This is a genomic window from Trichocoleus sp. FACHB-591, from assembly GCF_014695845.1.
In the GTDB taxonomy this organism is placed as follows: Bacteria; Cyanobacteriota; Cyanobacteriia; order FACHB-46; family FACHB-46; genus Trichocoleus.
Map to the genome: position 1 here is coordinate 81,106 of NZ_JACJPA010000114.1, position 22,431 is coordinate 103,536.

The following is a 22,431-nucleotide window of genomic DNA, read 5'->3' on the forward strand; positions in this document are numbered from 1 at the left end:
GTCATTTACCCCACCCAACTGACGTCTTCACCACTGCTGTTGACGGCTGGTAAGGGTTTAGTAATTGGAACTTCGCGTCGGCTCTCTTTGGGTGCGCCTGATGGAGACTGGGATGCTTTATTTACCTGATCTGGTGAAATGTGAGTTTGAGTCTTGCGTCTTTGTAATGAAGCTTGGCGTTCTGGGACAATTACTTTCTGCATCAAATACTCAATTGTTTGTTGTTTGACCCAGCCCCTTGTCACCAGGATGTCACCAAAGCGCATTCCAGTTAGCTTTTGATCATTCAAGGCCACATCTATCTGCCCAGGTGACAACAAGCCAGCTTCGACTAAGTACCCACCTAAGCGCTTTATATGACTCGCGTGATCTGGCACAGCTGGCTTCTCCAAGCGATCGCTTTTGTCTGGCCTTTTGTCCGGCTTTTTATCTGACATTGTGATTTCAGTCTATCAAGCTGGTTTGTAGCCCCTTCACAGTTCGCAACTCCAATTCCTGAAACTTACTGACATTTATTGAGCTTGACGATTAACCGGAGGCGCGATCGCTGGAGTTACTAGTTCACTAGGGTTCATTTGCTCATACTTTTCAAAAGGCTGATGAATCCAAGGATTGTCGAGCAAGTAGTCTACGTAATAATCCGGCGCAACGGTGGAACAAGCCTTATACCAAAGCACCGCTGTTCGTACTTCTTCTACATAAAAACCGTATTTGCGATCGAGCCAAGTTAAGGTGCGCTCTAGGGTCACTCCAGAATCTACCAGGTCGTCTACTAGTAAGATATGGCTACCCAAATTGGCAGTTGTCATAGTTAAGTCACGCGAGAACGTAATCGAACCCCGCACTTGATTGTTCAGCCCACCATAAGATGAAGTGGCCAAAATTGCTAAAGGTTGATTATAAATTCGCGACAGAATATCACCAACGCGCAAACCACCTTTAGCTAGACAAATAATCTGATTGAATTGCCAATTTGACTGATGAATTTGAGCAGCTAATGCTTCAATTTTTTGATAATACTCGGCCCAAGAAACGTGAAGATCCACCATGATTGATTCAATTAAGCAGTAAGAATGAAGAGCATGATACAACTCTTAACCCCATCTCACTCAGGAATTTCTGAGCTTGCTAGTCTCCCTTTTGCCACGACCCTACCATCACAATTCAATTTGGGACGCATACGGACAATGGTGACACTGGGAATCCTAAGCTGACCTCTCAGAAATTTCTGCTCGCCCACGGCTAAGTACAGATGCGAAAAAAGATACTTTTATGGCTTTGTTTGGGCTTTGCTAGTTTGCCGATCGCCTGTCTATGGGTTGCCAATTGGGTTGCGGCTGAGCAAGAAAAACAATCGCAGCAACAGTGGCAAGTTTTTACAACTCGATTTGCTGATTCTGCTCCTAATCGTACGGCTTTGCAGCTAGAGGTATTAAGCGCTAAGTTAGGCATCAATCTGCTGGGTGCCAAAAGCGATCGCCTAACTCCAACAGCAATCCAGCAATTTGAGGCGATTCAGGCAGAACTGCAAGAATTTTTAGACAAGCAGTTAGAAGATGCCACTGATGCAGTGGAGCCGCTGCCCCAGTCCTTACAAAAATATCTACGGGTGCATGCCGATACCCTGAATGCCATCCGTCAGCAAGGGCTACAAGGTGAAGTACCTCAGTGGGCCTCAGTGATGTCCCACCCCAATGCAACTCAAGTTCGCCCGAACTTTGCTGGCTTTGTGAAGCTACAACGTCTGCTGGCTATTGATGCTCTAGAGAAGAATCGACTCGGCCAAACCGAGGCAGCGAGCGCCAATCTGGAAGCAAGTTGGAGGTTGACCCAAGGCTTGCGCGATCGCCCAGAGCTAAACAGCCAAGTCGTGGCGTTGATCATGACTAAAATCCAAGCGGGTAGCCTCCGTAAAATGCAGCAGTTACCACCCATTTGGCAGCAACGTCTAATGGAGCATGATTACCGCCAGTCTTTTCAAGCAGCATTGACCTGGGAGAGTTGGTTAGTTGCCGACTTGATTCGAAGAACGGGTCTGCTAGGTAAGCCTGAGCACGCAGGACTGCAACAATTTTGGTACTCGATCCGCCAACCTTATCTTCGCCTGGCTGCTTTGGATGCGGCTAGCAAAATGCGCCGAGCTTACACGGACTTACCCCAGCAAAATGTTTGTCTCTTTAATCCCCGGACTTTTGATGACGATTTAGGAACCTCACTCGCTCTCTGGAATGGAGAGGGTGGAGATATGTTGTTTGGGTTTGCTCAGCAATGGCGAACCGCAGGTTACTTAATGCTCGATTTGGAATTCACTCAAAAGGTACTAAACACTAAAGCGCTTAATACTCCTGAGCTAGCGTCTACTATAGTCACTCGGCAATCTCGCGTTTGTCCTCACGCTCAGTGGATTTATCGAGCTTCTCCGACTCAAACTTGGACACTGAGCTTCAGCCAAGCCCTAGAGCGACCCGCTCGTAAAACTAAAGGTCTAGTTTTACCGTTAACTTATCGTGCCAAAGCGCAGAAAATCTGATAGTTTCTGATAGTTTTGATAAACCCTTGGTGCTCGGATAGTTATCTTGTTTTATTCCATACCAAGGTTGCTCTTTCTCGTCGGTGCCAACTGTTATGAACGATCCGTCTCCCCTTACCGATGCTGCGACTCCCGCAGAAGAAAAGCTGAGCTTGAGTACCAAGCTAGCCTATGGAGCGGGAGATTTAGGGCCTGCCATTACAGCAAATTTACTAGGTGTATTTTTGTTGTACTTCTTTACCAGTGTGGCAGGGTTGGGAGCAGGGTTGGCTGCCAATATCTTGATGATTGGCAAAGTTTGGGATGCGGTTAACGACCCAGTCGTAGGGACACTGAGCGATCGCACTAAAAGCCGTTGGGGGCGTCGGCATCCTTGGATGATTTTTGGAGCCGTCCCTTTTGGGATCTTCTTTTTTTTACAGTGGCTGATCCCACGCTTCAGTAGCAACCCTGTGACCAACCAGTGGGGGTTGTTCTGGTATTACGTGGGCATTTCTATCTTATTCAATACGTTTTATACAGCAGTTAACCTACCCTACACTGCTCTAACACCAGAACTGACGCAAGACTATAACGAGCGCACCAACCTCAACAGTTTCCGCTTTGCCTTCTCTATTGGTGGCAGCATTCTCTCGCTAGTGTTGGCATTGGCCATCTTCAAGGTGGTTCAAGGAAATCCTGCTCAGCAGTATCTTGTGCTCGCGGGAGTTTGCACCGTTTTGTCAGTGCTACCACTCTATTGGTGTGTTTGGGGTACCCGAAAACGAGTCGCAGTTACTGAGAGAGAGCGCCAAGCGAGTAGCGACGGGACAGAGCCGCTGCCCTACTTAGAACAACTGGGCATTGTCTTTCGCAATCGCCCTTTTCTGTTTGTAGTTGGCATCTACCTTTGCTCTTGGATCGCCGTGCAAAATACAGTCGCGGTTATTCCCTACTTTGTCGTCCACTGGATGCGCCTTTCCCAGGAAACATTCACTCAGGTCGTGCTGGTCATTCAAGTGACTGCCCTGATCATGCTGTTTGTCTGGAGCAGAGTGAGTAAGCATCTAGGCAAAAAAGTGGTCTACTTCATGGGCATGAGCTTGTGGATCATTGCTGAAGTTGCACTTTTTTTCCTGCAACCGGGGCAAACAGCGCTAATGTTTGTGCTGGCTTTTCTCGCAGGGTTTGGCGTCTCAACAGCCTATCTGATTCCTTGGTCAATGATGCCAGATGTAATTGAACTCGATGAGTTGCAAACTGGGCAAAGACGAGAAGGCATCTTCTACGGCTTTATGGTGCTGCTGCAAAAAATCGGTTTAGCCTTCGGCTTGTTTATGGTCGGTAAGGTCTTGGATGGCTCTGGTTTTATTGCCACCGTTGCAGGACAGGAGGCACCCCAACAACCTGAGTCGGCTTTATTTGCCATTCGCTGCTTAGTCGGCCCTCTCCCCTTAGCTTTTTTGCTGCTGGGGTTAGGGTTAGCGTATTTTTATCCAATTACTCGCGAAGTTCACGCTGAGATTCTTTTGAAGCTACAGGAGCGCAAAGCCCATCAAGGTAAAAGCGCTAGTCATGAAGCTTCTGAAGAAATTTAAGTACCTTCAATACTTTCAACCGTTTCCTGGCTAGGCTGGGTTGGCAACTCTAGCAAAAACGTAGTCCATCCCCCACCACTATCGACTCGGATCGTTCCTTTCAAGCGCTCTGCCAGTCGCTGTACTAAAGCTAAGCCTAGACCTGTTCCCCCTTGTTTCCAAGGATCAGCATTCGGCACGCGATAGAATTTTTCAAAAATCCGGGGTAGCTCGGCGGCTGGGATTTCTACCTGGTTGCGAACTGCTAAAGTAACGCTGGCGTTGATCCCTGCTGACAAGTTTTTGGGCTGGGGCTGGTGGTTAACCTGTACAACAATTTGGCCTTTGGACGGCGTGTACTTACAGGCGTTGTTGAGCAACTCGGCAATGATTCGGCTTAAACTGGCTCGGTCCGAGATTAAAGTAGGTGGCTGAGACAAGAACTCTAGGCGCAAAACCTGATGATGCTGCTGCGATCGCGTCTGAAATGGCTCTAGAAGTTCGGGCAGCCAATGTTGCAAATCGATCGACTCCACCACAAAAAGGGGATAAGACGCAGCTTCCAGACGTTGTAAATCTAGCAGATCGTTGATCAGCTCAGCTTCACGGGCACATTCAGTTTGCAAAATTTGTAAGTAGCGTTCTTGCCGCTCGGCGCTGGGGGCCATCCGCAGCATGTGAATCGCCATTTTCATGTTGGAGATGGGAGTGCGAAGCTCATGAGACACGGTACTGAGGAAGTCATCCTTCAGGCGATTCAGCATTTCCAGTTCGGCGACCTGGGTTCGCGATCTTTGGTATAAGCGGGCTTGGCGAATGGCGATCGCGCACTGGTTAGCCACTTGCTGCACTAAACGAATTTCTAGCCCATTAAAGACTGAACCACTGGATCGAAAGAGCCAGAGATCTCCTAGGACTCCTTGGTCATCCAGAATCGGGCAAGCCAGCAAGGTCGCTGCAACTTGGATCGGACGTAGCGTTAAACCCTCGTAGATACAGAACTGAAGATGCTGACCTTGTAAAAGCTGATAGTACACTTCTGGTCGATCAACCATCTGAATGACTTGGCCTACGGCTGAGGGGCCAGGGCTGTAATCATGACTGATAGTAGAGATTGTGTGGTCGGCACTGTAGAGTCCGGTATCACAACAGGGCACCCCTAAGCCTTGCGCTAATTCCTTGACAGCTGTGCTCAAAATGTAGTCTTCATCCAAGCTATCGCGGACCTTATCAGTGATCCGTTTCAGAGTGGCTTCAAAATCTAAGGCTTGCTGCAATTGCACTGTGCGTTCTACCACTTGCTGCTCTAAGCGAGCATTTAAGCGTTGCACCTGTTCGTAAAGTTCCGATTGTTGAATGGCGATCGCGAGCTGAGTTACCAGCCTTTGCAGGGAGTCAATCTCAAACGGTTCCCAGTGTCGGGGAGCAGAGCACTGATGAGCGCAAAGCAGCCCCCAAAGCTGATCGTTGGACACGATCGGCACTAGGAGGTTAGCTCGAATCTGGATGCGTTCTAAAAATTCTAAGTAACAAGATAGATAGCTTGCTTGGTAAACATCATCGACGACAGAAATTCGCCCCTGTTGATATTGGTGACTGTAATCCACATCAAAACAAGGATCATGCAGCTCGATCCCCAGAACGGATAGACAGCCCGGAGCCACGGATTCCACAATAAATTGCCCAGGTTGATCCGGAATAATTCGGTAAATGGCGGCTCGCTCAATTTGCAGGAGATTTCGTGTCTCAGCCACAGCGGTCTGCAAAATATCATTTAGATTCAGCGATCGCCGAATTCGCAAAGCCATATCCGCAAGCAGGCGATCGCGTTCTGTTTGTTGTTGAAGTTGGGCTTCTGCCCGTTTGCGTTCGGTGATGTCCTTGAATGTAACTACCGCACCCACCAATACTTCATGCTCACGAATGGGCATGGAGGTGTACTCCACCGGAAATGAAGTGCCATTCTTACACCAAAAGATATCTTCTATGCCTTGTCGCACCATCCCATCCTTGAAAGCGGCATAAATGGGGCAGTCACTCTCTAGATGAGGTGTGCCATCTAGCTTAGAGTGATGAATCGTGGCATGCATCGGCTGACCAATCAACTCTTCTACTTCCCAACCGACCATTCGGGAAGCAGCAGGATTCACAAAAGTAACGTGACCTTGCAGATCTAAGCCATAGATCCCTTCTCCCGCTGAGTTGAGAATCAAGTGGTTCTGATGACTGAGGCGTTCTAGCAACTCCTGCGATCGCTTTTGCTCCGTCACATCTGAAATCACCGCGATCGTCCCATTGAGCTGCCCCTCAGCGTCATAAAGCGGTCCCGCAGAGAGGCTCAAGTCTATCTGTGAATGATCTTGTCGTTGACGGCGCACCTGTAACCCGGTGACCGTTTTTCCTCGGCAGATATCTTGATAAAGCTGTTGAAATTCTGCTTGTCCAGCATCAGACACAATCGGCAGTGGTTGACCTACAACATCTGCCCCTTTCCAGCCAAACATAGCTGCCGCAGCGGCATTCCAAAGCTTTACCTTTCCCCTTTGGTCCAAGGCAATAATGGCTGAGGGTGCCGCATGGATCAAGGCCTGCAACACCTGATTCGTTTCCTGTAACACCGCCTCAATGCGCTGCCGCTGAGTAATCTCGATCAAAAGCTGCTGCTCATGATTTTGGGTTTCGGTCGTGACCTGTTGGCGATACTGCCGAAAAAACCGATTCAGGCGGGGAGCGTCCTGCAAAAGTGCAGCTAAATATTTTTGCGCCCGTTGATCAAGCTCATACGTCACTTCGGGATGCGCTTCTACCCAAACATGGCACAGCTTCAAATAAGCCAAAAACGCACTCAAGTGGTTGTAGTACTGAGTTCCCAACACTCGCTGCATTTGGTTGCAGCAAGCCTTAGAAGCATCCAAGCTGAGGAATATATAAACTGCACTGCTAAAAATGCTCTCTTCCAACAATGAGCCTGGATCAGGCCAAGTTATTAAAGCCGCAGGCTGGGCTTCTAGAACACTAATGTAAAACTGAATCCTTGCTTCTGTGGGAGGCGGAGACTCTAATAACTGAAGGATATTTAAGGCGGACATGCCTAAAGGCTGCAAGCTGCAACTGTGGCAAATCAGGCAATACGGTACGGCACAGTAACGTGACAGATAAGCTGAAAGTTTTTCTTTAATTAAAGTCGGCAAAGGATTATTCAGATAGGCAGACAAAGTCTGCTGCCAAAGCGTCTCCAGGATCTCAGGGGTTGAGTGAGCAGCGGCAAAGAAAGGTGGAAAAAAACCTAACCGTTCTTCTATTTCTGCTTGAATTTGTTCACTAGTTCGCATAAGAGGTGCGAGTGGGATGCGGAAGACAGTTTTGACTGGGTATGTATCGTCAGCTTCAGCTCAATCGTGCTGCCTATAGTAACGACTTTGAGCTTAACAATCTCTCAACTAAACGCCTCAATCTGAGTCAGTTAACAAATATTTCTTAAAGATTTCTGCTCGCCAGGTAAATAGCATTACCAAGATTTATTAGTTTAACTGGCTTTACTACGTCTTGTGGCAGCTAAACAGACTGATTCTTCATCGGAGCAAGGAACGAATGCTGTTTTGCCACAAGCACCACAGGCAAATTCTATGTTTTTAGGCTTAATTTGACAGTCAAAGCTTCTGTAAGAGCATTGTGCTAGCAATATTGTGCAAGGGCAAGGTGATTCCTTAACGCTATCCAGCACCAATCAAGCAACAATTTACAGCTCTTCTACAGATCTAGAAATAAGAAATGATTCACGTCAAAGCGATCGCATTTCCTAGCTTTCCGCTAGCCTTAAATCAGATCTAAATCCATCAGGATTAATCAAAGAGTTCTTTGTCTACATCCTTGTTAAACTGGAATTATTTTCTTTAACTAGGATTTGATTCTTCTGGTTTTATTTCAACACATCTGTTCCAATATTAATTAATTCACCATTTTAGGAATCCTTGTGCCAGAACACTGAGTTGCGGAATTCAATTTATCCCTTTAGAGAAATCTTTAAAGAGCAAATTCATTTAGGCTAGCTCACTCCTTCGCTGAGTTATAAATTCAAAAGCCACAGATCTAACAACTCTCCAACTGTCACCAGCTAGGCCAAAAAACAAAAGCTGATTTTTAGTTCCATCGCAAGCTTCTAGAGATTTCAATCCCCTTGTTAACCTTATCTTTACGCTTTAGTTGTATTCTTTTCTCGTTTGCTAAATAAGCAGTCCAGCAAAATTACTCAGAACCTGACAATGGCGCTTCACTTTAACTTTGCTCATCGAGCTTTTCTGACTTCCGCGATCGCCCTGACGGTCGGTTTGGCCTCCTGCCAACAAACTCCTCCCAGCGGTCCTCAAGGTAGCAGCCCCGCACCTGGTGGCAATACTGCCGCCAACGGCAATGCAGGTGGTGGTCAAACCATTGCTTTAAGTGGTGCTGGCGCTAGCTTCCCCGCCCCCTTGTATCAGCGCTGGTTCTCTGAGTACAAGAAGCAAAACCCCACTGTTGAAATCAGCTACCAGTCGGTTGGTAGTGGTGCTGGCGTTAAGCAGTTTTTGGCCGAAACAGTAGATTTCGGGGCATCAGACGCACCCCTCAAAGAAGATGAGCGGCAAGGATTTCCGGCTAAGCGGGGCCAAGCCATTCAAATTCCTATGACAGGTGGTGCTGTTGTCTTTGCCTACAATCTAGATGGCGTTGACAACCTCAAGCTATCGCGCGAAGCCTACTGCGGCATTGTGCAAGGCGATATTAAAACCTGGAATGATCCCAAGATTGTTCAAGACAACCCTGGTGTAAATCTACCCAGCAACCCCATCACCTTTGTTCACCGCTCTGATGGTAGCGGTACCACCTTCATCTTTACGACTCACCTGAAAGCAGCTTGCCCCAATTGGACTGCGGGTGCCTCTAAAGCTGTACAGTGGCCCGCTGGTTTTGTCGGTGCTAAAGGCAACGAAGGTGTCACCGCTCAGGTGCAGCAAACTCCCGGTGCAGTTGGCTATACCGAGTACTCCTACGCCAAAGAGAACAACCTCAAATCAGCTACGCTACAAAATAAGGGGGGTGAATTTATTGCACCTAGCCCTGAAGCATCTGCAAAAGCATTTGCTGGCGTGACCGTTCCAGAAGACTTTTCTCTGGTGATTCCTGATCCAGAAGCTAAAGACGCTTATCCCATTAATGGTTTGACCTGGTTGCTGGTTTACAGCCAGTACGACGATCCAGCCAAAGCAGATGCGTTGAAAAACATGGTCAAGTGGGCACTCTCTAACGGAGATCAGTATGCTCAGGAGTTAGGCTATGTGCCTCTACCCGATGAGCTGGCCAACCGAGTTGTCGCAACTCTTGATACCATTAAGGTTGCCGCTGCAACTCCGGCACAATAAGCTATTTGGTGCTATTTAGTTTCCGTAGGTAGCTCTGCAGTACCTACGGAACGTCTTTAATTAGTAGAGGAAATCATGACTTTGCTGGTCAGAGATTCTCAGGAGACAATTCATCAACGGTCTCCAATCTCCCGGTATGTGAATATTGGCTTTAAGTGGCTCACTGGCTTCTTTGCAGTGGCAATTGGTTTAACGCTATTGGCGATCGCCTGGCAGGTTGCCAACCAGTCCTGGCCTGCAATCCAGCAATTTGGCTTGGGTTTTCTGACCTCTAGCGCCTGGAATCCGGTTGAAGATCAGTACGGAGCTTGGCCATCGATCTACGGAACTTTAGTCAGCTCCTTTATTGCTCTGTTGCTATCGTTACCCATCGGTGTAGGCGTGGCTCTGTTCCTTAGCGAGGATTTTTTGCCACCCCGCATCCAGCAGCCTTTGGTATTTCTTATTGAGCTACTCGCAGCCATTCCCAGTGTTGTTTATGGCTTATGGGGCATTTTTGTCCTCATTCCTTTGGTCGGCAAACTGGCTCTTTGGCTGCACCAGCACTTGGGCTGGGTTCCCTTCTTTAGCACCCCTCCACGCGGACCAGGGATGTACATAGCAGGAGTCATCCTGGCTATTATGACTCTGCCGATCATTGCAGCTATTTCCCGTGATGCTTTAGTGGCGGTGCCTTCTGAGTTGCGGCAAGCTTCCTATGGTTTGGGCGCGACTCGCTGGGAAACCATTTTCAAAGTCATGCTGCCTTCCGCTTTCTCTGGCATTGTTGGGGCGACGATGCTGGGATTGGGTCGGGCTTTGGGTGAAACAATGGCGGTCACGATGGTGATTGGCAACGCCAACACGGTCAGCCCATCAATTTTCTCTCCAGCCACCACGATCGCCTCACTCTTGGCGAATCAATTTGCTGAGGCATCAGGGCTGCAAATTTCGTCACTGATGTATACCGCCTTAATTTTGTTTGCCTTAACGCTGGTAGTCAATATTCTGGCTGAACTCTTGGTCCGCTCAATGAGGCAGAGCCTTTAGTCTTTAGTATTGAGACTGAATTGGCTCACTTAAAGATTTAGTCAAAATCGAGATCTAGCAAGTAGTCGCTTATATGGCTGATTTCCCAACTCCACCGCCTCCATTTTCGCCTCGCAGCTTGATGCGGTCTCGGACCTCACCTCGGACTTTGTTCTCCGCCGCCATGACTGGGTTGGTGTTTATTGCCGCCGCGATCGCCTTATTGCCTTTGGTGGCAGTGCTGACCTATGTCATTCTCAATGGAGCCGATCGCCTGAGCTTAGATTTATTCACCCAATTGCCACCTCCACCACTCGTCAAAGGCGGCGGATTTGGCAATGCCATTCTGGGCACCTTGCTCACTGTCGGCATTGGAGCCGCCATTAGCATCCCTGCCGGAATTTTAGGCGCGATCTTTCTCTCAGAATTTGCTAGAGATACCACCCTCGCTTCTTGGGTTGACTTCTTTAACAACGTCCTCAGTGGTGTCCCTTCAATTGTGGTTGGGGTTTTTGCCTACAGTGTCGTGGTGCTGACTACAGGCACTTTCTCTGCCCTGGCTGGAGGTGTCGCTCTTGCCGTTCTAATGTTGCCAATCGTGGTTAGAACTGCAGCTGAGGCACTAGAATCAGTGCCGAATGAAATTCGCCAGGCTGCTGTGGGGTTAGGAGCCACTGAATTTCAAACTGTAGCCCGTGTCGTCTTGCCCGCGGCGATCCCAGCAATTTTGACTGGGGTGATGCTGTCGGTGGCTAGGGCTGCCGGAGAAACCGCACCCCTAATTTTCACCGCCTTATTTAGTCAGTATTGGGCGCGGGGCGTGATGCAACCAACTCCCACCCTATCTGTTCTAATCTTCAACTATGCCATTACGCCTTACAAGAATCAGCAAGAGCTAGCGTGGGCAGGCTCCCTAGTCCTCGTGGCTTTGGTACTAGTCACTAGCATCTTGGCTCGTTGGCTGACTCGACGTAAGGCTTAACCCCAGATTGATGAATTTTACTCAGCCACACGAAAAGAAAGGTTGAATAGAATGTAAGATATCTGTGCGTCCTCAGGAATGTTTGCGATCGCCTGCTTTAAGAGTTGGCTATACCCGGAAATTTGGGTTTCAAGTTTATGACTTAATTGGATAACTACATTTGGTGGCAACGCCTGACAGTGCGAGGTAAGTTGCTAGCTTGCATTTGAATAGAAACATTCTGAATCATTTCAACTAATTAGAGGCGAACTAATCCATTCGGGTTAACTTTATGCATACTCATAGTCCCATTGCCAGTCAGACGGATACCGTTTTACGTGCAGAAAACCTGAACGTTTATTACGGCAGCTTCCGCGCCCTCCGCAATATTTCCTTGGATATTGCCAAAAACCAAATTACAGCTCTTATTGGCCCTTCTGGCTGCGGTAAGAGCACCTTGCTGCGCTGCTTCAACCGTCTCAACGACTTAATTAAGGGATTTAAGGCCGATGGTAGAGTTTACTACCACGCTCAAGACCTCTATGCCTCTGAAGTCGATCCGGTCGAAGTGAGACGGCGAATTGGCATGGTATTTCAGAAGCCCAATCCTTTCCCCAAATCAATTTACGACAACGTCGCCTTTGGTCCTCGGCTCGTTGGCTATAAAGGGGATATGGATGAATTGGTTGAGCAATCTCTCAAGCAGGCAGCGCTTTGGGACGAAGTTAAAGACAAACTGCGAGAGAGCGGCTTAGCTTTATCGGGTGGGCAACAACAACGGTTGTGTATTGCCCGTGCAATCGCGGTGCAACCAGATATTATTTTGATGGATGAACCTGCTTCAGCCTTGGACCCCATCTCAACCCTCCGCATCGAAGATTTAATGCAGGAGTTGAAGCAGCAATACACAATCGTAATTGTGACGCACAATATGCAGCAAGCGTCTCGGGCCTCCGATCGCACTGCTTTTTTCAACGTTGAGGAAAACGAGAAAGGCGGACGCAGTGGTTATCTAGTTGAATACGATCGCACCGAAATCATTTTCCAAAGTCCACAACAGCAGATTACGCAAGAATACGTGAGCGGTCGTTTCGGGTAATCATTAATCCTTGCTAGCGCCAAGCTTCAGCCCTAACGAGATTAAATATTTGCGTTTAACTGTATCCAGCAATCCTTTTTGTCTGGATTATTTTTTTTGAGAGCAATTTCGTCTTTGCTCTCAATACCTATCTCTTAGGAAGGTGATCCCCTAGTACCGATACAAGATAGGATTAACGTTAATTTTCTGATTTAATCCTGTTCTTTTTCGGTAATACATTATGAAACGCTATCTGTCACGTTTGCTAGCTCTGATTCTAGTGGTTACGGTTGGTCTGGCAGGATGCAGTGGCGACCAGCTCAGCGGCAACTATCGGCAAGATACTCTTACGCTCGTTAACAGTTTGCGAGAAACCATTGAATTGCCTCAAGACGCTCCCAATCGTGTCTCTCTTCAAACAGAAGCTCGCCAGAAAATTAATGACTTCGCCTCACGGTATCGCCGGGATGACTCTGTAACCAAGCTGAGTTCTTTTACGACTATGAGAACTGCTTTGAATGCTCTGGCAGGGCACTATAGCTCTTACCCCAATCGCCCGCTACCACAAAAGCTTAGAGACCGCTTGCAGCAGGAGTTGACCCAAGTCGAAACGGCTCTCAACCGAGGTGCTTAATTTTTCAGCTTCAGCAGACCCAGTTGGCATCGTAACTTTCGCAGCAGATTTTAAGATCTTCCGTTAGTTAACGTCGCGCGATCGCAATTTTTGGCATCATTTCATTCTCACTATAAAATCGCCTTAGATCCGAGTTGGCTTTGGATCTAAGGCGATTTTGATTTCTCAGGTTTAACCCAAGTTGGCAGTCTTCAGTTGACGACGCTTTGAGCAGGCTCAGAAACCTTCTCGTCTTCCCGTAGCACCTCAGTCAAGATGGAAGCTGGACGCTGTCGATGGGGCCAAGCAAAGGCGTGCTTGAAAGCTGCATCTTGGCAAGCTTGAAGTTCCTTAAAACCAATCACATCGTAGGTCAACAGATTTTCGTACTCGAACGGCAAGCGAACATTGTGCAACCCTGCATTATCTGTGCAGATAGCAATATCTACCCCTGCTTCAAAGCAGCGATCGAACACTAGTTTGAGTTGCCGAATGTCCTCTAGAGTGCCCGTCTTGAGATACGTGGTCGGACAGACTTCCAAGCATTGATTTTGCTGAGCCAACTCTGGCAAAAGTTCTGGATATCGCAGCGGAATCTGAATTCCGTGACCAATCCGCATCAAATAAGGTAGTAGTTCTGGGTAACTGCCATCTGTGGTTTCGTACACATGCCCAGTAGTGTTGAGTCCCAGCGATCGCGCGTAGGCATACAACTCCGTAAACTCATCAAGCCGCTCTGCATAATAGGCATCACCCCCCGCTAAATCAATGCCACAAACATACGTGTGATTTTGAGCCGCTAATTCCACAATGGCTCGGTTCACGGCATAGGGTAAGCGGGAGTGCATACACAAGATCTGGCTCGTCACGATCGGGTATTCACTCAGCTGACTAGCCTGCCCCACAATCTCGACAATTTGAGCCATCTGGTCGATCCGCTCAGTTTGGGGCAAATGGTCGGGTGTTCGCAAATAAGGGGTATAGCGTAACTCTAAATACGCGAGATTCTCAAAGATATAAGCGCCCCGAATCAAGCGGTAGATAAAATAAGGCAATGTCTTGGCACTCTGGACATTTTCTACCAGCGTATGTAATTCTAGATACTCATCTAGGGTTTTACGAGGCCGAGTGTAGAATTCCTCAAACTCTGGGTACTCTGGAAAGCGTTGAGCTAAATCCGACTGACTGCGATGAAAGTAGCGCCAGAGCACCCGGGGGACAACTGAACCGCCTAAGTGACGGTGTAGCTCAGCATATAAAGACACGGCAACCTCATTCAAAAAATAAGTTGACAATCGCCTGCCTGTCTTAGGAATAAAGAGCACAGTTAGATTAAATCAGCTAACTGCACCCCTCTGGTCCCAGTCAGCAGCTGCCATTAAATTGTGTAAATCCTTCTTCAACTATAGACAAATCTATGGGAGACCGGAGGGTTTCTAAAATGGCTCTCAACAGATTTTTCAACTTCTATCTTGAGGTTGACACTTGTTACGTTGGTTGCCGATAATCGTAATTTGTGTGAAGTCTAGCACTAGAAAAACCCTTGGCTAACGTAGTTGTAATTGGGGCCCAGTGGGGCGACGAAGGAAAAGGTAAGATTACCGACCTGCTCAGCAAATCAGCAGATGTTGTTGTACGTTACCAAGGGGGTGTCAATGCTGGGCACACCGTGGTGGTTAAGGACAAAACTTTTAAGCTGCATCTGATCCCTTCTGGCATCCTTTATCCCGACACAGAATGCATTATTGGATCGGGTACGGTTATTGATCCCAAAATCTTGATTGAGGAATTGGATCAGCTCGATAAGTTGAATGTTTCAACTAAAAATCTGCTGATCTCCGAAACTGCCCATGTAACGATGCCTTACCATCGCTTGATTGATCAAGCATCGGAAGAGCGGCGCGGCAGTCACAAAATTGGCACCACGGGGCGTGGAATTGGTCCCACTTATGCTGATAAGTCCGAGCGGACAGGCATCCGGGTGATGGATTTGATGAATGCAGAATCCCTCCGGAAGCAGCTCAATTGGGCGATCAACTACAAGAACGTCATTTTAGAAAAGCTGTATAACTTGCCACCGCTCGATCCAGAAGCAGTGATCGCTGAGTATCTGGAATACGCTGAGCGGTTGCGGCCTCATGTCGTTGATTGCTCGCTTAAGATTTACGATGCGATTCAACGCCGTCGCAATATTTTGTTTGAAGGTGCCCAAGGCACACTCTTGGATCTTGACCACGGTACCTATCCTTACGTCACCTCCTCCAATCCGGTGGCGGGTGGCGCTTGTGTGGGTGCTGGGGTTGGTCCCACCATGATCGATCGCGTGATTGGGGTGGCGAAAGCTTACACAACTCGCGTTGGTGAAGGCCCTTTCCCCACTGAACTCGATGGAGAAGTGGGTGAGTTGCTCTGCGATCGCGGTGCAGAATTTGGTACCACCACGGGTCGGAAGCGGCGTTGTGGCTGGTTTGATGCCGTGATTGGTCGCTACGCCGTTCGCATCAACGGCTTAGACTGCTTGGCTATCACTAAGCTAGACGTGCTGGACGAGCTAGACGAAATCAAAGTTTGCGTCGCCTACGAGATTGAAGGTCAACGCTGCGAAGACTTCCCCAGTAGTGCTCGTCGCTTTGCTCACTGCAAACCTATCTACAAGAGCCTCCCTGGTTGGAAGCAATCAACGGCTGATTGCCGCTCTTTAGAAGATCTGCCGAAGCAAGCCTTAGATTACCTGAAATTCTTGGCTGAGTTGATGGAAGTGCCGATCGCGATCGTATCTCTAGGGGCAAGTCGCGACCAAACCATCATTGTGGAAGACCCCATTCACGGACCGAAGCGAGCTTTGCTCTACGCTAACGGTGCGGCTGTTGCTGCTGAGGTCTAGAACACACGCTTTCTAGCATGACTGCACTTTATGGGCACCTATACACCTGCCGTTAGCAGGATTTAAGTTACTGTGCTCTGCGTTAGCCTAAAGGGCCATAGCGGAGCACAGTTTTTTTATGCTACTGAACCTGGAGTGTCAAAAACGGGAGTCTGGAACTAAGCCGGGAGCGCTACGACGTGCTGGCAAGACTCCTGCTGTTTTGTATGGACATAAAGGGGCAGAGTCAATTTCCTTAACCTTGGATGCTAAAGTAGCGGAAAGCTTAGTTGATAAAGCCACTCTGAACAATACATTGGTGCAGCTGAGCATTCCCAGCTTAGGGTGGAGTGGCAAGACGTTGCTCCGCGAAGTTCAAACTCACGCTTGGAAGCCGTCAATTTATCACCTCAGCTTCTTTGCGATTGAGTCGCAATCTAGCATTCACGTTCAGGTACCTATCCATCCCACGGGTGAAGCCCCAGGAGTCAAGCTGGAGCAAGGTTCTCTGGATACAGTTTTAACGGAAGTGCAGATCCAATGCCCTCCTGGAAGTATTCCTGACTTTATTGAAGTGGATATTTCCGAGCTTCATGTGGGCGATATGGTACATATCAGCGATCTAAAATTGCCTGATGGTGCCGTTGCACTAGAAGATCCAGCCCAGGTAGTCATGATCGTCATCGGACCTAGAAGCACTGCTGCAGCAGAGCAAGACGAAGCAACAACTACGGAATCAGCTGCCGCCACATAAGTCTGAAATACAGGTTTCAAGCCAAACAGAGTTATAAGAGCCAGGGTTACACCTGGCTTTTTTGTGGGAGCTTTTTGATTGGGTAGGTTGTTTTGGGCTGAATTTACTGGATATTAGAGAGTATGACAGACACTTCTCTTCCCCCTTTTATTCAACAGATGCTGGAGCCAGGATTTTATCCCCATCCTGTCGTAGAGCCGATCCAGCTAATTCAGACTCACGTTTCCTATGTACTGCTGACGGGTGACTATGCTTATAAAGCCAAAAAACCCGTTAACTTTGGCTTTTTAGATTTCGATACGCTGGAAAAACGCCATCACTTCTGCGAAGAAGAACTGCGCCTCAATCAACGCGGTGCGGCAGAGCTGTATATCGAGATTCTGCCCTTGACGCAGAGTGGCGATCGCTATACCCTAGGTGGCTCCGGCGCTCCGGTCGAGTACGTGATCAAGATGCGGCAGTTTCCCCAAGAAACGCTATTCACGAACTTGTTCGATCGCGGAGAGTTAACCGCAACCCGTTTGGTAGAGTTAGCCCAAGAACTCGCAAGTTTTCATGCTAAAGCAGCTAGTAGCGACTATATCCGCAGCTTTGGTGAGGTAGACCAGATCCGAGTGGCGATCGATGAAAACTACGACCAAACCCAAGGCTATGTAGGCGGGCCGCAAACTCAGCAGCAGCTCGACGAAACTCGCAGCTACACCGATCGCTTGTTTGCAGAACAGAAAACTCTGTTCGACAGTCGTATTCAGAACGGCTGGATTCGTGAGTGTCACGGGGACGTGCATTTGCGGAATATTTGCCTGTGGCAAGACAAGATTTTGCTGTTCGACTGCATTGAGTTCAACGAGCCGTTTCGCTTTGTTGATGTCATGTTCGATGTCGCTTACATCGTCATGGACCTTGATGCCCGCGATCGCTCCGATTTAAGCAATGTTTTCTTAAACGCTTATGTAGAGCAAACAGGAGACTGGGAAGGGTTGCAAGTTCTACCTTTCTATCTCAGTCGGCAATCTTATGTCCGGGCCAAAGTCACTTCGTTCTTGCTGGGTGATCCGGCAGTCCCAGAAGCCGAGAAGCAAGCCGCTGCTGAAACCGCCGCCCGCTATTACCGTTTAGCTTGGCAGTATACCCAACCGCAGCAGGGGCGATTGATTTTGATGTCTGGGTTGTCTGGCTCTGGCAAGAGTACTACGGCGCGGCAAGTGGCAGGTGAAATTGGTGGTATTCACATTCGCTCTGATGCGGTGCGGAAACATTTGGGCGGCATTCCCCTCCAGCAACGGGGTGGCGCTGATCTTTATACGCCAGAGATGACCCAGAAAACCTACGATCGCCTACTCAAACTTGGCACGACCTTAGCCGCGCAAGGCTTCCCGGTGATTCTGGATGCTAAGTACGATCGCCAAGCTTTACGAGCTGAGGCGATCGCTCAAGCTCAAGCTCATCAATTACCGCTGCAAATTCTTTATTGCACGGCTCCAGAAGCTGTGTTGCGCGATCGCTTGCAGCAACGCAGCAACGACATCGCGGATGCCACGGCAGATTTACTCGCTCAACAGCAGATGGACCCCTTTACGGCGGATGAGCAAGCTTTCGTGACCACCCTGGACACCACGAAGGACTTAACATCCTTGCTCACGCAGGCTCTGCAATCCCCATAGGGATAGGAGAAAAAGACGGTGGCCAAGTCTTCTAGGTTTTCAGGCGGATTTGCAGTAGGACTGAAGTGGTCTTTATTCTTTCTGCTCTGCTTTTTCATCCTGGGTTACTCCGCCGTCTTTAGTGTCCTTCTCGCCTCAATGGGAGGATTTGCCACTAGCTTGATCACAGATTGGTGGAATGCTAAAGCTGATCCTCAACCTGCGACAACTTCAGATGCCGCAGGCAACCAAGCGAATCAGCCTAAAGCAGAACGAGTCCTGACCCGCGCTGAAAAATGGCAACGAGCCACTGGCACTCATCGCAGGCGTCTCCCCAGATTAAAGTGGCCGTTTGGCAAAAGGTAGAATCAAGCTCATGACTAACTCCCCCAATAAAGTACAGCCATGGTTAGCCTGGGGCTTGCCTTTTCCGCTAATTGTGCTTAATGCTTGGGTTGCCCTTCAGGTATTTGAGTATTTTGAGCCACTCGTGACCGTAGTTGGCCTCGGTGTTTTGTTGGCTTTCGTCTTAAACTACCCCGTGCGTTTTTTGCATCAACGCGGCATGAAACGCAATCGAGCCGTTTTCTTAACGTTCTCCGTGGCGCTCCTTGTGGTGATTGGGGTGGGGGTGACGCTGATTCCCATTGTGCTAGAGCAACTGAGCGAAGTGATCAGAGTTTTGCCGAGTTGGATTAATTCAGGCAGTACTAAACTGGAGCGCTTGAACCAATGGCTAGAGACTCGCAATTTGCCCATCGACTTCAGTCATTTGGCCACTCAGTTGACCGATCGCTTCCCAGATGAGGTACAAGCCCTAGCCGAAGAATTGCTTACCTTAGCTTTGGACACCGTCAACAGCGTCTCCGATGTGTTACTGACGGCTGTGCTGACGTTTTACTTATTGCTAGATGGCGATCGCCTCTGGAACGGTTTGTTTCGTCGCTTGCCGAGTCGGTTTGGGGTGCCTATTCAGCGATCGCTCCAACAAAACTTTCAAAACTATTTTCTCGGTCAGGTTACGCTTGCGGCCCTCGTCGGCACTGCTATGACTCTGGCTTTTTTAGCACTGCGACTGAAATTCGGCTTGTTGTTCGGCCTTGGGATCGGCGTTATGACCTTGATTCCCTTTGGCGATGTCCTAAGTTTTGTGCTGGTGGGCCTCTTGGTGGCTTCGCACGATTTTTGGTTGGGTGCCAGAACGTTAGGAGTGGCTGTGGTGGTCGATCAAGTGATTGACCAAGCGATCGCGCCAAGATTAATCGGCAGCTTTACAGGTCTAAGCCCCATTTGGGTGATTGCTGTCTTGGTCATTGGCACAAAAGTGGGTGGCTTACTGGGTCTCCTGATTGCTGTCCCCATTGCCAGTTCGATCAAAAGTCTTTTAGATATTAGCTTCCAACCTGTTCCAGAAGACAATGGCCGCGAACTGGAGCCGTCCAATTTCAATCCCATGCAGCTAACTCCTGCAGAATCAGATCCTCGCTCTTAGGGGCAAAGATTCGCAAAGGTTCGTTGGAGGGTTGCACGGTCGCTTGTCCAAGGCTTCGCCCTGATCAATTCAATCGATTGCCTATGTTTTTGTTTCTGTCGAAGTTGCTGCCTTTATTCCTATACCCGTTAGGGCTGAGTTGCTTGCTGTTGGTGGTGGCCTTGTTGACGTTTTGGAAGCGGCCTCGAATTGCAGCTGGTGCAATCGCTCTGGCCCTCACCGTTCTGCTGTTAGGGGGCAATGGTTGGGTTGCCAATCAGTTAGTGCGATCGCTGGAGTGGCAAAATTTACCAGCGGCAGAATTGCCTCAAGCAGATGCGATTGTGGTGCTAGGGGGTGCGACTAAGTCTGTTGCCAAACCCAGACCTGGCGTGGATTTGAGTGAAGCAGGCGATCGCGTGGTCTATGGGGCGCAACTGTATCGCGAGGGGAAAGCGCCACTTTTGATTCTGAGTGGCGGGCGGATTAACTGGCGGGGTGGGGGATCTCCAGAATCAGCGGATATGGCGGCATTAGTGAAGAGTTGGGGCGTGCCTGAGTCGGCGATTCTGCAAGATCCGCGATCGCTGAATACCTATGAGAATGCCGTTAATGTGAAGCAAATTCTAGAATCGCACCAGATTAAGCGAGTTTTGCTCGTCACTTCGGCCATGCACATGCCGCGATCGCGACTCATTTTCCAGCGCCAAGGCATTGAAGCAATTCCTGCACCCACTGACTTCTTGGTCACTGAGCTAGAAATGCAAGAGTTACAGAGCAGCCCAGAAGCACTCTTGCTCAATCTCATCCCTGATGCTGATCGGCTGCAACAATCTTCTCGCGTCCTGAAGGAGTATTTAGGATTAGCAATTTATCGGCTACGCGGTTGGCTGTAGGTGACAAATTAACTACCCTCTCCCATTAGTCCCTACAGTCACGACCACTTCTGAAGTAGAACTGAGGTCGGATACTACAGGACACATTACTTGCAGCCGCAGCGTATTGCGGAATTCAGGAGCGAGGTAGCGTTGCTGAATGGGTTGCCAACTTTGCCACAGTTGCAGTTTTCGTTGTTGAATTTGCTCATCTAAACTCGGTAGCGCTGTCGCTAAGTCTGACTCTAACTCAGCACTCAGAAACTCGCTCAACACTGAGTAATCTTGAATCTGACCTAGCACTTCCTGAATATTTTTAAAGTCTTCGACTTGAGCGGCATAAGCAGGATCATAGAAGTCGGTGAAGAATTCCGTTTGATAGCGTACTCGCTTCAGCTGCTTACGCAGGTCATGCAGTTGCGTTTCTTGGTCTGCCAATAACGCTTGAATGACTTTGGTATCTGACTTTGATGAGGATTGATTTTGAGCTAGATTCGCTCCGACTAGCCAACCGGGATGCAGCAGCAGTTGACTGATTAGCGGCAGTAATAAATCAGGCAGCACTTTGAGAATAGGTTGCTCAGCGATCGCTTGATACTCAGGGTGTTTAACCCAACGGGAAAAGGCTTTCTTGAACTTTTGGTAGTGGCCGCGATGTAAGGTTTTTTCTAATTCAGCGAAGTGGTGCGATCGCTGCTTTTGTAGTTTTCTAAAAACGGCATCTAACTCTTTTTGCTCTGCTTTTTTAAGTGAGGGATAGTAACGATTTTTTAACTCTGGTTGCAGAACATCTAAATCTCGTACTGCTCCTAATTTCTTGGCGATTTTACTAATTTGAGGAATATTAGCTGCCTTGGGTAAATCTAAGGCAGGGCCAAACACTTGTAGGGCAGTCCGGAGACGGCGCATGCCAACTCGCATTTGATGTAAATGCTCTGGTTCTGAGTCTTGCAGTACTGCTGCTTCGGGCTTTACAGATTTTTTGAAGTGCTGCTGAATGGCTTGATGAGCATATTCCCCCAAGGTCGCTGCTCTGACAGGTGTCTGGATTTTCATATCGCTTCGTTACAACTCAAAGAATTATCAGAATGGAAAATCTTATCGAATTTTTGTTAACCTTTGACTACCATTTTGTTGATTTCAGCCGGGTAATTGCTCAGCCCTAAGATAGTTAGTTTGAAACTTTGTCTGCCAATATGCGTATTGGAGGAGGGCTTGGTAAACGAGCGCTTTTCTCAGCGAGCCTGTCGTCTAGGGCTGGAGTGGTTAAACTATAAAAGTATGGTTTTATCTCTATCAGAAATTTCAGACAAAGTTAACAAATTATTTATTCAAAGTAAATTAAAACTTCTAGAGTTAGTTATTTAGATGTCTCAGCCTTTACATTGGGTCGTCCCAGCTCCTCCACCCGACACTGAATTCTTTGCGGTCTATCGAGCCACCCATGAGTTTTATCGGGAAGCACAACATCGAGAGGCGTTGGAGGAGTATTACGAATGGTACGAACAAACGGCTGCTGCTCACCGCCGCGAGTTTGAGAAGATGCGGGGAGATGTGAATATTTTTGGCTGGTTTAGTCGGCGCGATCGCTAGTATCGGTATCCGCTAGTATCCAGTCTCCTATTAGAACCAAGAGCTTGAGCGCACCTGCCCCCAAACCCCCGCTGAGAGAGCTGCGTT

19 protein-coding genes are annotated in these 22,431 nt (G+C 48.5%); 14 read left to right on the forward strand and 5 right to left on the reverse strand.

Annotated features, from left to right (window positions below; genetic code table 11):
* Window positions 1-5 precede the first annotated feature (5 nt).
* Together H6F90_RS30900 and H6F90_RS25795 are read right to left on the reverse strand one after the other, a co-directional pair.
* Entirely contained in the window at window positions 6-437 is a 432-nt protein-coding gene (locus H6F90_RS30900; RefSeq protein ID WP_242024634.1) for a hypothetical protein, read from the reverse strand.
* A 75-nt stretch (window positions 438-512) separates the two neighbouring features.
* Complete coding sequence (locus tag H6F90_RS25795) at window positions 513-1,049, reverse strand: phosphoribosyltransferase (protein WP_190433484.1); 537 nt, start codon at window positions 1,047-1,049, stop codon at window positions 513-515.
* 203 nt (window positions 1,050-1,252) lie between these two features.
* On the opposite strand from H6F90_RS25795, the gene H6F90_RS25800 reads away from it, so the two are divergent.
* Together H6F90_RS25800 and H6F90_RS25805 are read left to right on the forward strand one after the other, a co-directional pair.
* Window positions 1,253-2,530, forward strand: a complete 1,278-nt coding sequence (locus H6F90_RS25800) for a hypothetical protein (protein WP_190554913.1) — start codon at window positions 1,253-1,255, stop codon at window positions 2,528-2,530.
* A 95-nt stretch (window positions 2,531-2,625) separates the two neighbouring features.
* On the forward strand, window positions 2,626-4,107 hold the full coding sequence (locus H6F90_RS25805; protein WP_190554914.1) for an MFS transporter: 1,482 nt from the start codon (window positions 2,626-2,628) through the stop codon (window positions 4,105-4,107).
* Here the strand turns inward: H6F90_RS25805 and H6F90_RS25810 are convergent.
* Window positions 4,104-7,418: a PAS domain S-box protein gene (locus tag H6F90_RS25810; protein WP_190554915.1), complete on the reverse strand. Its 3,315-nt coding sequence runs from the start codon at window positions 7,416-7,418 to the stop codon at window positions 4,104-4,106. The genes H6F90_RS25805 and H6F90_RS25810 overlap by 4 nt on opposite strands.
* A 930-nt stretch (window positions 7,419-8,348) precedes the next feature.
* Between H6F90_RS25810 and pstS the strand changes: the two genes are divergently transcribed.
* From pstS to psb27, 5 genes are all read left to right on the forward strand, one after another.
* Window positions 8,349-9,485 carry a phosphate ABC transporter substrate-binding protein PstS gene (pstS, locus tag H6F90_RS25815; protein ID WP_190554916.1) on the forward strand — a complete coding sequence of 379 codons (1,137 nt, stop codon included), beginning with the start codon at window positions 8,349-8,351 and terminating at the stop codon, window positions 9,483-9,485.
* 75 nt (window positions 9,486-9,560) lie between these two features.
* On the forward strand, window positions 9,561-10,514 hold the full coding sequence (gene pstC / locus H6F90_RS25820; protein WP_190433491.1) for a phosphate ABC transporter permease subunit PstC: 954 nt from the start codon (window positions 9,561-9,563) through the stop codon (window positions 10,512-10,514).
* Between the two features lie 73 nt (window positions 10,515-10,587).
* A complete protein-coding gene (gene pstA, locus H6F90_RS25825) occupies window positions 10,588-11,475 on the forward strand; it encodes a phosphate ABC transporter permease PstA (protein ID WP_190554917.1) in 888 nt (295 codons plus the stop codon).
* Between the two features lie 271 nt (window positions 11,476-11,746).
* Window positions 11,747-12,553, forward strand: coding sequence for a phosphate ABC transporter ATP-binding protein PstB (gene pstB / locus H6F90_RS25830; RefSeq protein WP_190554918.1), 807 nt, complete (start codon window positions 11,747-11,749; stop codon window positions 12,551-12,553).
* A gap of 220 nt (window positions 12,554-12,773) precedes the next feature.
* Window positions 12,774-13,166 (forward strand): photosystem II protein Psb27, encoded by a 393-nt coding sequence (gene psb27, locus H6F90_RS25835; protein WP_190433494.1) that lies wholly within the window; start codon window positions 12,774-12,776, stop codon window positions 13,164-13,166.
* Between the two features lie 191 nt (window positions 13,167-13,357).
* On the opposite strand, the gene H6F90_RS25840 is transcribed toward psb27, so the two are convergent.
* On the reverse strand, window positions 13,358-14,410 hold the full coding sequence (locus H6F90_RS25840) for an adenosine deaminase (protein WP_190554919.1): 1,053 nt from the start codon (window positions 14,408-14,410) through the stop codon (window positions 13,358-13,360).
* 278 nt (window positions 14,411-14,688) lie between these two features.
* Here H6F90_RS25840 and H6F90_RS25845 point away from each other — a divergent pair, with 278 nt between their 5' ends.
* From H6F90_RS25845 to H6F90_RS25870, 6 genes are all read left to right on the forward strand, one after another.
* A complete protein-coding gene (locus H6F90_RS25845) occupies window positions 14,689-16,029 on the forward strand; it encodes an adenylosuccinate synthase (RefSeq protein WP_190433497.1) in 1,341 nt (446 codons plus the stop codon).
* A gap of 118 nt (window positions 16,030-16,147) precedes the next feature.
* Window positions 16,148-16,762: a 50S ribosomal protein L25/general stress protein Ctc gene (locus tag H6F90_RS25850; protein WP_190554920.1), complete on the forward strand. Its 615-nt coding sequence runs from the start codon at window positions 16,148-16,150 to the stop codon at window positions 16,760-16,762.
* 122 nt (window positions 16,763-16,884) lie between these two features.
* Complete coding sequence (locus H6F90_RS25855) at window positions 16,885-18,426, forward strand: AAA family ATPase (protein WP_190554921.1); 1,542 nt, start codon at window positions 16,885-16,887, stop codon at window positions 18,424-18,426.
* Window positions 18,427-18,444: 18 nt separating this feature from the next.
* Window positions 18,445-18,771 (forward strand): hypothetical protein, encoded by a 327-nt coding sequence (locus H6F90_RS25860; RefSeq protein ID WP_190433502.1) that lies wholly within the window; start codon window positions 18,445-18,447, stop codon window positions 18,769-18,771.
* 10 nt (window positions 18,772-18,781) lie between these two features.
* Window positions 18,782-19,897 carry an AI-2E family transporter gene (locus H6F90_RS25865; RefSeq protein WP_190554922.1) on the forward strand — a complete coding sequence of 372 codons (1,116 nt, stop codon included), beginning with the start codon at window positions 18,782-18,784 and terminating at the stop codon, window positions 19,895-19,897.
* Window positions 19,898-19,980: 83 nt separating this feature from the next.
* Window positions 19,981-20,772, forward strand: a complete 792-nt coding sequence (locus H6F90_RS25870; protein WP_190554923.1) for a YdcF family protein — start codon at window positions 19,981-19,983, stop codon at window positions 20,770-20,772.
* 12 nt (window positions 20,773-20,784) lie between these two features.
* Here H6F90_RS25870 and H6F90_RS25875 read toward each other — a convergent pair whose 3' ends face one another.
* Window positions 20,785-21,807 carry a CHAD domain-containing protein gene (locus tag H6F90_RS25875; protein ID WP_190554924.1) on the reverse strand — a complete coding sequence of 341 codons (1,023 nt, stop codon included), beginning with the start codon at window positions 21,805-21,807 and terminating at the stop codon, window positions 20,785-20,787.
* A gap of 312 nt (window positions 21,808-22,119) precedes the next feature.
* Between H6F90_RS25875 and H6F90_RS25880 the strand changes: the two genes are divergently transcribed.
* Window positions 22,120-22,344: a hypothetical protein gene (locus tag H6F90_RS25880; RefSeq protein WP_190554925.1), complete on the forward strand. Its 225-nt coding sequence runs from the start codon at window positions 22,120-22,122 to the stop codon at window positions 22,342-22,344.
* Window positions 22,345-22,431 lie beyond the last annotated feature (87 nt).

Bases quoted from the DNA above. Each gene is read 5' to 3' on its own strand.
- H6F90_RS30900 (WP_242024634.1), bottom strand. From the start codon at position 437: ATGTCAGATAAAAAGCCGGACAAAAGGCCAGACAAAAGCGATCGCTTG.
- H6F90_RS25795 (WP_190433484.1), bottom strand. From the start codon at position 1,049: ATGGTGGATCTTCACGTTTCTTGGGCCGAGTATTATCAAAAAATTGAA.
- H6F90_RS25800 (WP_190554913.1), top strand. From the start codon at position 1,253: ATGCGAAAAAAGATACTTTTATGGCTTTGTTTGGGCTTTGCTAGTTTG.
- H6F90_RS25805 (WP_190554914.1), top strand. From the start codon at position 2,626: ATGAACGATCCGTCTCCCCTTACCGATGCTGCGACTCCCGCAGAAGAA.
- H6F90_RS25810 (WP_190554915.1), bottom strand. From the start codon at position 7,418: ATGCGAACTAGTGAACAAATTCAAGCAGAAATAGAAGAACGGTTAGGT.
- pstS (WP_190554916.1), top strand. From the start codon at position 8,349: ATGGCGCTTCACTTTAACTTTGCTCATCGAGCTTTTCTGACTTCCGCG.
- pstC (WP_190433491.1), top strand. From the start codon at position 9,561: ATGACTTTGCTGGTCAGAGATTCTCAGGAGACAATTCATCAACGGTCT.
- pstA (WP_190554917.1), top strand. From the start codon at position 10,588: ATGGCTGATTTCCCAACTCCACCGCCTCCATTTTCGCCTCGCAGCTTG.
- pstB (WP_190554918.1), top strand. From the start codon at position 11,747: ATGCATACTCATAGTCCCATTGCCAGTCAGACGGATACCGTTTTACGT.
- psb27 (WP_190433494.1), top strand. From the start codon at position 12,774: ATGAAACGCTATCTGTCACGTTTGCTAGCTCTGATTCTAGTGGTTACG.
- H6F90_RS25850 (WP_190554920.1), top strand. From the start codon at position 16,148: ATGCTACTGAACCTGGAGTGTCAAAAACGGGAGTCTGGAACTAAGCCG.
- H6F90_RS25855 (WP_190554921.1), top strand. From the start codon at position 16,885: ATGACAGACACTTCTCTTCCCCCTTTTATTCAACAGATGCTGGAGCCA.
- H6F90_RS25865 (WP_190554922.1), top strand. From the start codon at position 18,782: ATGACTAACTCCCCCAATAAAGTACAGCCATGGTTAGCCTGGGGCTTG.
- H6F90_RS25870 (WP_190554923.1), top strand. From the start codon at position 19,981: ATGTTTTTGTTTCTGTCGAAGTTGCTGCCTTTATTCCTATACCCGTTA.
- H6F90_RS25875 (WP_190554924.1), bottom strand. From the start codon at position 21,807: ATGAAAATCCAGACACCTGTCAGAGCAGCGACCTTGGGGGAATATGCT.
- H6F90_RS25880 (WP_190554925.1), top strand. From the start codon at position 22,120: ATGTCTCAGCCTTTACATTGGGTCGTCCCAGCTCCTCCACCCGACACT.